The organism is Mucilaginibacter glaciei (assembly GCF_014773245.1).
GTDB lineage: Bacteria > Bacteroidota > Bacteroidia > Sphingobacteriales > Sphingobacteriaceae > Mucilaginibacter > Mucilaginibacter glaciei.
In genome coordinates this window covers 395,716-408,713 of record NZ_JACWMX010000005.1, presented here as the reverse complement: position 1 = coordinate 408,713, position 12,998 = coordinate 395,716, and the positions used below count along the sequence as shown (strand labels likewise).

General features: G+C 45.2%; 10 protein-coding genes. All 10 read left to right on the top strand.

The features are described 5' to 3' along the window. The first annotated feature begins 4 nt into the window (after positions 1 to 4). The gene (locus IDJ76_RS14220; protein ID WP_191163997.1) at positions 5 to 778 is read left to right on the top strand and encodes a PKD domain-containing protein; all 774 of its coding nucleotides are present in this window, start codon (positions 5 to 7) and stop codon (positions 776 to 778) included. A 1-nt stretch (position 779) separates the two neighbouring features. Continuing rightward, positions 780 to 1,253 (top strand): hypothetical protein, encoded by a 474-nt coding sequence (locus IDJ76_RS14215; protein ID WP_191163996.1) that lies wholly within the window; start codon positions 780 to 782, stop codon positions 1,251 to 1,253. Positions 1,254 to 1,264: 11 nt separating this feature from the next. Next, on the top strand, positions 1,265 to 1,456 hold the full coding sequence (locus IDJ76_RS14210; RefSeq protein WP_191163995.1) for a hypothetical protein: 192 nt from the start codon (positions 1,265 to 1,267) through the stop codon (positions 1,454 to 1,456). 5 nt (positions 1,457 to 1,461) lie between these two features. Beyond that, a complete protein-coding gene (locus IDJ76_RS14205) occupies positions 1,462 to 5,634 on the top strand; it encodes a tape measure protein (RefSeq protein WP_191163994.1) in 4,173 nt (1,390 codons plus the stop codon). A 2-nt stretch (positions 5,635 to 5,636) separates the two neighbouring features. Then, complete coding sequence (locus IDJ76_RS14200) at positions 5,637 to 6,101, top strand: hypothetical protein (RefSeq protein ID WP_191163993.1); 465 nt, start codon at positions 5,637 to 5,639, stop codon at positions 6,099 to 6,101. Then, a complete protein-coding gene (locus IDJ76_RS14195) occupies positions 6,098 to 7,471 on the top strand; it encodes a hypothetical protein (RefSeq protein ID WP_191163992.1) in 1,374 nt (457 codons plus the stop codon). The genes IDJ76_RS14200 and IDJ76_RS14195 overlap by 4 nt, the downstream gene beginning before the upstream one ends. Before the next feature lie 4 nt (positions 7,472 to 7,475). After that, positions 7,476 to 8,405: a hypothetical protein gene (locus IDJ76_RS14190; RefSeq protein WP_191163991.1), complete on the top strand. Its 930-nt coding sequence runs from the start codon at positions 7,476 to 7,478 to the stop codon at positions 8,403 to 8,405. Between the two features lie 27 nt (positions 8,406 to 8,432). After that, on the top strand, positions 8,433 to 11,516 hold the full coding sequence (locus IDJ76_RS14185; RefSeq protein ID WP_191163990.1) for a phage tail protein: 3,084 nt from the start codon (positions 8,433 to 8,435) through the stop codon (positions 11,514 to 11,516). A gap of 27 nt (positions 11,517 to 11,543) precedes the next feature. Continuing rightward, entirely contained in the window at positions 11,544 to 11,939 is a 396-nt protein-coding gene (locus tag IDJ76_RS14180; protein WP_191163989.1) for a hypothetical protein, read from the top strand. A gap of 142 nt (positions 11,940 to 12,081) precedes the next feature. Further along, complete coding sequence (locus IDJ76_RS14175; protein ID WP_191163988.1) at positions 12,082 to 12,885, top strand: DNA adenine methylase; 804 nt, start codon at positions 12,082 to 12,084, stop codon at positions 12,883 to 12,885. Positions 12,886 to 12,998: the final 113 nt, after the last annotated feature.

The window sequence follows — 12,998 nt, the reverse complement described above, 5'->3', positions numbered from 1 at the left end:
TAAAATGCCAAAGCAAATTGCATACTCATTAAAGTCCATCAAAGACGGGTTGATACCCGATCTGGGTACTATGGCCGTATTGCTTGTACAGCGCGGTACTACTTACAAAGGTACTGCCTCTATGAAAGAAGAAGCGCAGTCAGTTTTCGATGTGGAATCGGAAGAGTTTGATGATCCCGAAGCATCTTTTTCTAAACGTGGTAAAAGAACGCTTGCATTCAGCACGTTCGATTATTCGCCCGATATGTTGGTTGCCTACAAAGGCGGTAATATCGCCGCTGATGGTGCATGGGAAGAGCCTTCTTATGCTCCTGTGATCGAGCGTAGCTTCCAGGTGATTACCAAAGATGGTACGCTGATCGAAATACCTCGCGGTGTATTACGCGCCGTTTTCAACGCTGAATTCAAACAGGATGGCGTTCCCCTATTGGAAATTACCATTACCGTTTTAAAACCAACTGGTGCGGGCATACCTGCATTGCGCATCTCTAAATACACTAACCCGCTTGTTAGTGCAGGAAATGCCCAGAACATAGGCGTTGATAACGTTGCCTTGTTAGGTACCGCAGTAGCTAACAGAGGGATGATCACTTCCAAACTATGGAGTTGCGTTTCCAAACCTGATGGCGCCGCTGCGCCGGTTATTACAACCCCTGCGGCGTTGGGAACCAACGTTACCGGCCTTGTTCAAGGCGTTTACAAATTCCAGTTGGCCGTAGCCGATGAAAACGGATTTGAGAACAAAGCACTCGTAACGATTACCGTAGCATTACCATAAAATGAAAGTTGAACAGCAAGCGGCCGCAACGCTGCTCGAACAAGGGATAAAGGTGCGGGTAACCGCACCTTTATTGTTTCGGGTTTTCGGCAGGAAGATCATTGAGCTGGTCATGCTCGCGCCCAATCAGGGTACATTACTACGCATCAGCGCACTATATCTTTCAACGGGTATTCAGGCTGATGAGTTAAAAGAAATGGATGAAGGCAACGCGCATGCGCTGTTTACGAAACATGGCCGTACGCTTTGCAGCATCATCGCCGTAGCCTGGTTGCACGGTTACTGGAGAGGTAAACTATTTACAAGGATCGTTTCAAGGTGGCTTTACTGGCACCTGAACAATATGCAGATGCTTACCATAGTAAACTTATTGGTAATGCTATCCAGTAAGGAAAGTTTTACGACTTCTATCAGATTGATTGCCACGATGAAAATCACCGCGCCAAATCTGAGCCACGAAAATCAGGGGAGTTAAAATGCTCCGGCATGCATAGCCCCTGGGGTTACAATTTTAACATTATTAAAGAACTCGGTTTCACCTGGCATTACCTCATGTGGGGTATCAGTTGGATCAATCTGCAAATGATGCTGGCCGATGCACCGGCCTATGAAAGTAGCGATAAAGAAGACATTAAAGAGGCTGATTCATTAGAAGATTTCAAAGCCTTTGAAGATTAAACAAAATGGACGGATTAGGCCCTATAGATATTCAGATACTTATTGACAACCCCTCGTTGCTGCGTACCTTATTGCAGGGCGAGCGGGATTTTCAAAGTACTAACCGTAAGGTTACTCAACAGGCGCAACAATCCGGTGCCGAGTTGGATAAGTGGGCGCAGAAGGCAGCGCAGGCGGCTACGGCATACTTTTCCATTAGTGCAGCTAAGAACTTCTTATCAGAGGTAGTAAAAGTGCGTGGCGAGTTTGAGCAATTGAACGTTGCGTATGAAACCATCCTTAAAAGCAAAACCAAAGGCGATGCGCTATTTGCCGAAACGGTAAAGTTTGCAGCAACTACTCCGTTTAACCTTACCGAAGTGGCTACTGCCACCAAGCAGCTATTGGCTTACGGCTTTGCCGCAAAAGACATTAATAGTGTGTTAACTACTACCGGTAACATTGCGGCCGGTGTATCCGCCCCGTTAAGTGATATCATTTATTTGTACGGCACGCTTAAAACACAGGGACGCGCCTATTCACAGGATATCCGACAGTTCACCGGTCGCGGCATCCCGATTATTCAGGAATTAGCTAAACAATTTGGCGTGACCGATGACCAGGTTAACAAACTGGTTGAAAGTGGGAAGGTGGGTTTCCCTCAAATAGAAAAAGCGTTCAACAACCTTACGGGTTCATCGGGAATATTCTTTAACCTGATGCAAAAGCAGAGTCTGACACTAACGGGGCAATTAAGCAACCTCGAAGATGCATTCCAGCAATTATTAAACAAAATAGGTTCAAGTTCGGATGGATTCTTAAAAGGCGGAATTTCAGTTGCGGCTGATCTAATCAATAACTATCAACGCTTACTTGATACCATTGAGCTACTTATTGTGGTGTACGGCAGTTACCGTGCAGCGTTGCTCGTACAGGTCGCTTTAAGCAAAGCCTCTGCCATAGCCAACGCTGCGCAGAGCTTATCGCACTTATTGTTACAGGGAGCAATGGAAGCCCAAACGGCTGCAACAGTACTTTTAAACAGCGAAATGCTTGCGGGTGCTATAACAACCGCCGCCTATACAGCGGGTATAGCTGCTCTTGCTCTCGTAGCTTATAGCCTTTACAACGCTACTACCACAGCAGAAGCGAGTCAGAAAAATCTGACTGATATTAACATAAAAGGAGAAAAGGCTGCTTTAGCATTGAAACAGCAAACCGAGAGCCTTACAAGGACGGTTACTGATCATACCAAGTCTGAAGAATTAAGGATAAGCGCGTTAAGCAAATTGCGTGAAATTACCGGTGATCGTTTAAAACAATATAGCGATGAAGAGGTAAAGGCTGGGAAAGCTAAAGCCGCGATAGATGCTTATACAGCCTCAATTGTGGCAAGCGCAAAGACAGCAGCGGCGGCAAGCAAGATACAGGATTTACAGGGTCAGCTAATTGATGTAGATACAAAGGGGCTTTCAGGCATCCCTTTAACTGAACGTATTGGCACAGGACTGCTTGATGTGCTAAGTGGTAAAGCTACATTTAGTAATGAGAAAGCGTTACAGAATTACAAAGACAGGATAAATCAACAAATAAAGGACATTCGAAAAGTTTATCAGACAGAGATCGATAAAGCTAACGTTGATACTAACAATAAGGGTAATACTTCAAGCAAATTTACAATTGATTTAAGTCTTGCGGTATCTGCAAAAGGTAACGGTAAGCTAATTGCTGACTATAATAAGTTAGTTAGCGAGGCTTCAGGTAAAAATGATCTGGAAAGCCTGCAAAAAGCATTGCAGGAAAAGTTAGATGCACTTGCTCCGGGTGATAAGCAACAATCCGCTTTAAAAGCTAAACTAATAGCCCTGCAAAAGCTGATCGACACCTACAGCACAAAGGCAGATGCGAAAGGCCTGCGTGATCTGGAGAGTGAAGCGCAACGCCGGGCGGCTATCCTGCAAAAGATATATGACCTCAACCAAAAATATAACACCGGCTCAATAAGCGATGATCAGCAGAAATTACAGGCTATCCGTGATGGGTATAATAAGCTGCGGGCAGACATTGATAAGTACAATGCTAACCCTGCTAATAAGGTTAAGATCAACAAACGTACGCTACAGAAAAACGAGAACAGCGCGGAAGATAATCAAGCTTTATTGAATGAGAATGATTTCATCGCAAAGGATATTGATACCAAAAAGAATTTATACGCCGAATACAACGACTATAAAACCAAACTGGGCAAAGATGCTGCCGATAAAGAATATGCCGACCTGCTTAAATCGGGAGAAGATTTAAAAACATACCTGGACAACCTTGCCGCATCAATACCGGCAGGCCCGTTGAGCGGTGCATTACAGGCCCGCAAAGAATTGATACTGAAAGCAAGTGTTGATGAAAAGAAACAACAGGCCGCGCAGTACCTGGAGGCCCTTTCGTCTACGTTGAATTTTGAGGAGCAAGCAAATCTCATCAGGGAAAAGTATTTGAAGCGTGCTGCTGACCTGCGTAAAGCCGGTAAGGACAAGCAAGCGCAATTGGCATTGGATCAGGGTGAGGCAGAGTTGGAGCAATTGAAGCTTAATGCGGAGAGCCAGGTAGACACCTACCGCAGTCTTGCGCAGACTATTGAAAGCCTTACGATAGAACAGGCTAACTTCCGTTTAAAGCAAGCCCAGGTTACCGCTGATGCCGAATTAGCAGCAGGCCGGATAACAAAAGAGCAATATGAAAAGATCATTGCGTATATCCGGCAGGCGCAGGACACGATAAAAAACAATACCGCTGCGCAAGGCGCACTGGCCATTGCCGGCGCATTAGGTGAGATCGGGCAGGCCTTAGTAGGTTTAGATGATAACCTCGCTAATACGATCAACGGGTTTGCCCGTGCGTTCGACACAGTGGGAAACCTAACTGCCAACGTTTCAAAATTAAAAACGGCCTTTGCCAGTTTTGCTGCGACAAAAGCGAATAACGGCGGCGGCTTCTTAGGAACGGTTTCAGCTATTACAAGTGTCATCCCTATTGCAGGTGCAGTTGTGGGAGGCGTAATAAAAGCCGTCGGTGCCGTGGTTGGTCTTTTTAAGGCAGCTAAAGAAAGTGCTATTGCATCAGCGAAAGAATTAGAACGTTACCAGGATAGCCTGATCACCGGCGAGATAAATTACAACGCATTGCTGCGTGACCGGGTTCGGTCGCAAACCGACCTGACTAATCTTGCCTTACAAGAATTAGCTGCCCGTCAGAAACTGCTCGATACTCAAAAACTACAGGCAACCGCTGATTACAATACCCTGCTCGCAAAGATACAGGCTACCGGGCAGCAGGTCACCGGCGAGCACACCGAAAAATACGGCGGCTTTTTGGGTATAGCCAGAAAGAAGAAAGTGGTGCAAGATCTTGCCGGTTTAGGCGGCGTGGATTACGACACGCTCGAGAAACTGTACACTGAAGGCAAACTGACGGATGCTACTAAGACCTGGTTTGAGCAATTGAAAAAAGTAAAGGACGAGATGGGCAGCATTGATGATGCAACCAAAGCCGTCAAGGATGAACTTGATCAGGTTTTTACCGGCACTACATCAAATTCATTAGCTAAAGCCATTTTGGACGGCCTAAAGGCAGGTAAACGCGGCTTTAAGGATTTCTCTGACGATTTCGGCGATTCTATCCGTGAAGCCTTCATCAGCCAATTTGAGAGCGGATTTTTGAATGATGCTGTAAAGGAGTACTATAAAAAGTTTGCCGAATTAAGCGAGAGCGGCGGAGGTCTGGACAGCGCAGAGCAGGCGCAGCTTAAAGAACTTTACAAAGGCCTGGTTGATGGTGCATCTACAAAATATGCAGATGTGCTAAAAGTTATAGGCGATGCGGGAGTGATCACTCCGGCGAATAGTTCAGCTTTATCGGGTGGGATCACCGGCATATCAGCTGATCAGGCGAACGTAGTTGCAGGCGCAATGCGTGGCGTACAGTTGGCGGTAGTGCAAGCCAATGCTATTAACAGCGGCAGTGCTAAAACTTTGCAGGATCAACTGGCCGAGAGCAAAGCCCAAACCCTTATACAAATGTCTATCGCCTCCAGCACGAAACGCACCGCTGACAACAGCGATCAGATGCGGGACAGCCTGAAGAATATCGACAGCAATACATCATCCAAAAATTTAGAAAACGCCATCAGGGCAGCAGGTAAATAGTTATGAGATACGCTTGGAACGGATATGATTTTAAAGCACTATTTGGTGTCACTGCACGCAGGGATTCAGACCCTTTTATTGCGTGGGCAGATGTCAAGGACAGCCTTGAACAGGATTTTAAGGATGAGGACGGCATTATCAAGGATTTGGCCGAACCAAAGTTCAAACCGCGCGAATTCACAATGAAGCTTGCGCTCATCGCCAATGGCCGTGAAGATTTCTTTTACAAATATGAAGCATTCCAAACGGTAGTTACCGCCCCGGGCCTGCACGAACTCTACCGGGCAGAGAATAACCGGTTTTACCAGGTTTATTTTAAAAAGCAAACGAACCTTACCACGCTCACACAGCTCGATGCGCTGCGCGTAGGCATTATGTTCGATTTGGTATTAGGCGAGCTTAACCCACTTGCAAATATCGTAAGGGTTTATTTAGTAGATGATCAGGACAGATTTTTAACAGCATGATAACGATCTATAAAAAAGGCAGTACGGATGCAAGGGCAGTTATTGAGCCGGATGATAGCAGCTATCAGGATCGCGGCGTTATGCGTAATGATATCGTTTTGCTTGGCTTTAAATCGACTGCACCGATATCATTCGGCATCGGTGACAATGCTAAAGTATTTGGCCGCACCTATAAAATAAATCGACCGGTGCCTTTTAATAAGGTAGCTAACAGGGATATAGAATATTCGCTAACAATGGAGGGCTTGCAATATGATATGCGTAAGGCTAAATTCTTTACCCTCGACAGCCACAACCGCTTTACAGAGCTAAAGTTTAGTCAGCGCGGCCGTGCTATCGACTTCTGTAACCTGATTATTGCTAACATGGAACGTTGGGAGCCAGGCGGCGGATGGAAGTTAGGTGACGTGATCGAATCGGACTTTGTAGATATCGACTTTGATAATCAGAACTGTTTAGAGGTAGCGGCAACTTTAGCTACTAAGTTTGGTACTGAATACGCGTTAGAAGACAAAACCTTCAGCCTTACCAAAAAGGTCTTGACGAGCGGCGTTATACTCGAATACGGCGCGGGTAAAGCATTAGCTGGACTTGCAATGGAAAATCAGGAAAGCGGCGACACTAACGGCCCTATTACCCGACTTTATGTTTATGGCGGTAGCAGAAATATCGGCACGAATTACCGTGATGGTGCGCAATTCCTTAGAAGCGGCGATGCGGATTATATTGAGAAAAACGCCGATGTTTTGGGCGTTTTTGAAGAATCAATCTATTTCGATGATATCTACCCGCGCAGGGAAGGTATCGTAAGCGCAGTCGCTGACAAGTTGGTTTTTACAGATGCCGATATCGACTTCAATATAAACGACTATTTGTTACCGGGTGTAACTGCTCAGCTGACTTTCAATACCGGTCAGATGGCCGGTCTGACTTTCGACATTCACAGCTTTGATAACCCAACAAAGACGTTTACGATCAACCTGCTCATTAATGAAACCACAAACCTACCGTCAGACGTCCTAAAACCCGCTGTAGGCGACAAATATGTATTGATCGGCATAGATATGCCTTTAAGCTACATTGTTAATGCAGAGGCTGAATTAAAGGCCAAAGGTAAAGCCTGGCTTAACGAGAACGGGCCGGGCAAAGTGGTTTATCCTGTTCAATGCAATGATGTGTATTTCAAACGTGAATCTGTTGAATTAGAACTCGGAAAAAATTATCAGTTAAGAAGTCCGCAATTCAATATTGACCGATCCATCCGCCTGGTAAATTACAGGCGTATGATCAGGAATCCAAACGTGTATAGCAGTATCGAGCTTGCCGACAGCGTGGCCGTTCAATCACTTTTCCTAAAATTAATAAGCTAAAGATATGTTACCTGAACCCATATTGCCACCGCCAACCGTAATCAAAGTAAAAATGCCGGAATCGCCCGATTATCCTATCGGCGAAGTGGCTGCGGGTGATGACCTCGTTTGGGTTTGGGACACATCGGCCGGTGTATTGAGAAAGTCTAAGATATCCGATTTGCCATTCGGTGCGGGCGGCGGTGGTGGTGGCGGAGCTGTGCCTGTCACTACCCAGCCTTCCCCGTTCATGGTTTTTAATGACGATGAAAATTATAGCTACGATCCGGCAACGAATACCGTGACTATTAGGGATACCAGGTTAAAGAACCGCACTATGTACCCTGTGTTTGCCACGCAGATTGGCGGCGGTGAGCTTAACCCGGAGTTGATTATATACAATGATATCGACCCTGATGATGACACTAAAGGTCGGTTGATCATCTCTAATTTTCAGTTAGAAGTTGATCAGCACTTAACGTTAATCGTGCCGGGCGATGCTACCGGTGGTGATTCAGCATATGCCCAATTAAAAGCCGATGTCGCTTTCCTAAAACTCATAGCCGCACCGTTTATTAAAACGGCACTTGGTGCAAACGGCGGCAAGGTTTTTTGGGGCAGGCCCGCGAGTGAGATCCCGCCCGGATGGCAGGAATACACAGCCATGCGCGGAACTTTCCCGATGGCGCAAGATCCCGACGATGAAGACTTTGATGCAGCTATAGGCACAACGGCAGGTGCAAAAAGTGTAAAGCTCGTAAAAGAGAATATCCCGGAGTTAGATTTTGAGAGGCCTAGAAAAGTTGATGACGTAGATCGCGGCGGCACTCGTAGTAAATGGAGCCTTGACGATGTCGAGACAGGCAAAATAGGAACGCCCGATTTCAATATGAAAAATGTAGAGCTGATGAACCCTTACCGCATCATTATGTGGATTGAGTTTGTCGGCATTTAATAAGCTTTAAAACCCCTATAAATAACAATGAAACGATTATTAAATTTACTTCTCTTCCTGTGTCTGGCCGTAGCGGCCAGTGCGCAGCAAAAGCCGCCGTATGTGCAAACGCAAACGGCGCAGGTACTTTCCAATTGGTCAACGCTGTCGAGGCAGTACATCGGCATCCCTAAAGGGCCTGTTCCATCATTCCCTGCATACGTGCCGGATAGTTTAAAGGTAAATGCGCTGTTTATGCGTACCGGAGCTATCGCGCCGGGCCTGTACCGCTATGATGGTACACAGTGGCTGCAAGTGAACGGCGGTTACAGCAAGGCGCAAATTGACAGCATTGCATCCTTAAAAGCTAATAAAGTAGGCGGTAATTCCTTTTCTGGCGGCTTTAATAACTTTAGTGGTGGTGTTGGTGCTGATAACATATATCTTACCTCACAGGCCCGCACATTGGTACCTGGCGAAACCGCTACCGGATTCACTGCGGTTATAGCTTCTCAAAATATCGGCCCATTCGTGGGAGTTGAAATTGATCGTGCTACAAAGCCCACTTTCCGTTTCGGCGAGGCTGCTGGAGGTGGTTCTTTTGTGGTTCAAAAAAATATAGGTGCAAGCGTTGAAAATTGGATCAACGTATTTAAAACCGATAGCGCAAGCGTAACAGCATCAAATGGGTTGACCCAGGTAGATGGTGATATAAAATTGGGTGGAACCCTTAATTCATCTACAACTATAGATGCGGGTATAGCCGGTGGTGGCAGGTCAAATCCTTTATATTTTACGGGTACCGGATCTGGCGGCAGCTATACCGCATCCTTTGAAAATTCAGGCCCAACCTTTAGTCTTAAAACACCTTACGTCAGGTTCGCAACAACTGATAATGTTTCACCTAAGGGATCATTATTAGAGGTGGGTTTAGATACCTGGACAATGCGACATACTAACGTTGACGGCAAGCAGTTTTCTTATACAAGCGATGGTTACATTGTTGATGAAATTTCAAACTCGGGCCTCAAATATTTTGGAAATTACCGATCAAATTTTACTGATTTATCATTAGTTGACAAGCGATATGTAGATAGTGTTAACACATTGGCATCAACGGGCTACGCTAAGGTAAATGCAGATAATGCTTATGGTAATCATTCAGCAAGTTATACCGCAACTAATAAGTTAACTGGTTTATCTCCATACGGCCTATTGGTGGAAAAAAATGTCAGCAACGAAAACTATGTAGTTCTTCACAATACGACTACAGGCGAATACTTACTACAAACACCCATAGGTATAACTCTTCAAGACGGTGCAAGTAATTACGTTACAGGTATGAACAAAGGCGGCTTTAATAATAGAAATACCGGTGCTGCCGCCGCGACCTATTTAAATTTTGCAGATGCTGCGACTAATGTTATTTTAACATTCCCTGGTAAAAGCGGTCTACTTGCCACAACAGACGATGTAACGACAGCTGGCTCCGCATATATTTCAAAAACAGGCGGTACCATGACGGGCGATTTGATCTTATCATCAATCACCCCAACCAACGCGTTGTCGGCGGCACCCAAGGGATACATTGACAACCTATTAACGGGTATTACCTGGAAGAACGCTGTTCGGGTAAAAACCACTGGCAATATTACGCTATCGGGTACACAGACAGTTGATGGTATTGCCTTAATAGCGGGAAACCGTGTATTGGTTGGCAGCCAGACGGTACCGGCGCAAAACGGTATTTACCTGGTTGCTGCCGGTGCATGGACGCGTGTTTCGGATGCAGACGAGAGTAGCGAGTTAGAACAGGCCACGGTATTGGTAACTGTCGGTACGGCTAATAAAAATACACAATGGACGTATATCGGCGGGTCAGGGCCGGTAATTGGTACCGATCCTATCTATTTCGGGCAGATCAGCGGAGCGGGTACTTATACAAATGGCAGCTACTTAAGCTTATCAGGCAATATATTTGATGCTAACCTAACTGCTTTCGATGGTCGTTATGAAATATTGGCTAATAAAAAATCAACGCTTACAAATTCAGCTACAGATTATCCAACTACAAGCGCGGTTACCTCTGCACTGGGCGGCTATGTGCCTACGTCTCGAACCATAACACTTGGTTATGGATTAACGGGCGGGGGCAATCTGTCGGCAGACAGAACAATAACAGGAGATACCACGAGTGTTGGCGGTTTGGTTGGAAAACCCAACCTCGCATCCCAAATGGCTTTAAAAGCCGATAAGGCAACCTCATATACAAAGACGCAGTCGGACGGCAGGTATGAGGTGCCGCTAACATTTGCAAACGGCCTTTCAAGATCGGCAAACACAATTAGTACCGATTTATCGTATTCACACGTTTGGACAGCCCCGCAAACAATCAACAGGACAGGCTTGGCAAACGTTACTGCTGATGCCTATATATTAACCAACACAACCCCGTCAACAGCGTCAGTAACAGCGCAATGGACACCTCATATTAGATGGACGGCATCCGCATGGAATACAGGAAGTTCAACCAGTAGCAGTGTAGAATTTAGACAGGGGCTTATTGCAATAAGCGGCAGCACAAATTTTGGTTATCTTAACTGGTCGGCGGCAATTGGAAATGGCATATTTTCCAACGTAATGAACCTGGATAATTTAGGCACATTGAGGTTGAGTTCATTAAGAAGTATGGCATCGGATAACAACGCAACGGTTAATTTAAACGCAACTGGCGCAGTTTTATCGCGCAATATTGCGGATGCCAACCCGGCTTTAATTACAGACTTGGTAAACGCTTCAAGCACTGCGGACATTGCAAAGTTTCGTTGGCAAGGTGTCGATAGGGTTTCTTTTTCTAAAGAGGGTTACATTACTACTGCGGCTATTCCAACATATTCATCGGGCACGTACAGCACAGTTATTAGAAATGCTACAGGCAGATTTGAGGCAGTAGACCTTACCGCCTTTAACGCCACAACAACTACCTTAAGTTCTGCGACACTTAACAGTACCTACCCGTCAGCCGCCCTCGGCTTCCGCGTCATCTGCGGCAATATCACAGCCGGTGGCGTAGTGTACGTTAAGTACGCCGCAAGTACCTGGCTGGCTACCAATGCGCCAGTGCAACCATAAATTTAATTAAACCATTAATATAAAATCATGAAAAAAGCAATTTTATTAATCGCCCTGGTAGGCATAAGCCTTACCACTATCGCGCAGAAAAAAACAGTTTCTGCAATTAAAAATCATGAAGCGTATGTGGCTGCGCCCTCATTTACTGTCGACCCGCAAAAAGTTTATCAAATCCCGCTTACATTGAATGCCGAAGCAATTTACGCCATCACCCTTACACCGGATGAATGGGCGCAAATCAAGGCAAGCCCCAAACTATCAGGGCAACAAATAACTGAACTGGAGAAACTGGCGGCGGATATAAGAAAGGCTATAATCACCTTACAGCAACAGGCTATACAAAAGGATTATGATGCTTTTATGTCTGATAAGATTAGAGGTAAAGCTTCGAAAATTGGCACTGATGGAAAAGGTGCTGATTAGGTTAAAAAAGCGCCCCGGCTCCCTTTCGTAATGTCTCACTAAAACAAACTGGAATGCACTATGTACACGTGCCGAGGCGTAGGCCACGGGATTGTGATATATAGTGCAATTCTGTTTTAGTGAGATTACAAATATACGAAATATGTCAAGAATAAATTTAAAAACCCCGATCAGCTACTACGGTGGCAAACAGAAGTTAGCAACGAAAATCATCGAATCGATGCCGGTTCATAACCTTTATTGCGAGCCATTTATAGGAGGCGCAGCTGTCTTCTTTGCAAAGGAGCAATCTAACGTTGAAGTTTTGAACGATACAAATAGAGAGTTGATGAACTTCTACAGAGTTGTGCAGGATGACTTTGTAAGCCTGGAAAAGGAAATTAGAATCACGTTACACAGCCGCGACCTCCATCGAAAGGCATCGGTCATTTATAACCATCCTGATATGTTCAGTGAAATAAAGCGGGCATGGGCAATATGGGTGTTAAGCAGTCAAAGTTTCTGCTCACAGATCGATGGAACGTTCGGGTTTGATAAAGCTAAAAGGACTACGACCAAGAAGATTGCTAACAATAAGGAGCGTTTTACAGAAGACATGGCGATAAGGCTGCAAGGTGTTCAATTAGAGTGCGCAGATGCATTGTATGTGATAAAAAGCCGGGACACGGAAAGTAGCTTCTTCTATTGCGACCCGCCATACTTTAACAGCGACTGTGGTCATTATGATGGATATTCTATAGAGGACTTTGAAGCCCTTTTAAAGACCATTGCCGGCATTAAAGGCAAGTGTATGTTATCTTCCTATCCATCGCCTATATTAGCGCAATACGCCAAAGATAACGGTTGGCACACTTGGTCGGTAGAGTCAGGAGTAAGTGTTAATCAAAAAGGAACAGGATATCAGAAGAGAAAGGTCGAGGTTATCACGACTAACTATCCGATATAATTACACTTAAAGATAAGAATTTCATAGCAGATAAACAAATATTTTGAGCTATAAAACAACAAAAAAAGGCCATTTAATTCAATATTAAATGGCCTTTAAACGACTATTAAAAT

What these genes read in the sequence shown, in the direction of transcription:
- IDJ76_RS14220 (WP_191163997.1), top strand. Translation starts at nt 5, where the DNA reads ATGCCAAAGCAAATTGCATACTCATTAAAGTCCATCAAAGACGGGTTG.
- IDJ76_RS14215 (WP_191163996.1), top strand. Translation starts at nt 780, where the DNA reads ATGAAAGTTGAACAGCAAGCGGCCGCAACGCTGCTCGAACAAGGGATA.
- IDJ76_RS14210 (WP_191163995.1), top strand. Translation starts at nt 1,265, where the DNA reads ATGCATAGCCCCTGGGGTTACAATTTTAACATTATTAAAGAACTCGGT.
- IDJ76_RS14205 (WP_191163994.1), top strand. Translation starts at nt 1,462, where the DNA reads ATGGACGGATTAGGCCCTATAGATATTCAGATACTTATTGACAACCCC.
- IDJ76_RS14200 (WP_191163993.1), top strand. Translation starts at nt 5,637, where the DNA reads ATGAGATACGCTTGGAACGGATATGATTTTAAAGCACTATTTGGTGTC.
- IDJ76_RS14195 (WP_191163992.1), top strand. Translation starts at nt 6,098, where the DNA reads ATGATAACGATCTATAAAAAAGGCAGTACGGATGCAAGGGCAGTTATT.
- IDJ76_RS14190 (WP_191163991.1), top strand. Translation starts at nt 7,476, where the DNA reads ATGTTACCTGAACCCATATTGCCACCGCCAACCGTAATCAAAGTAAAA.
- IDJ76_RS14185 (WP_191163990.1), top strand. Translation starts at nt 8,433, where the DNA reads ATGAAACGATTATTAAATTTACTTCTCTTCCTGTGTCTGGCCGTAGCG.
- IDJ76_RS14180 (WP_191163989.1), top strand. Translation starts at nt 11,544, where the DNA reads ATGAAAAAAGCAATTTTATTAATCGCCCTGGTAGGCATAAGCCTTACC.
- IDJ76_RS14175 (WP_191163988.1), top strand. Translation starts at nt 12,082, where the DNA reads ATGTCAAGAATAAATTTAAAAACCCCGATCAGCTACTACGGTGGCAAA.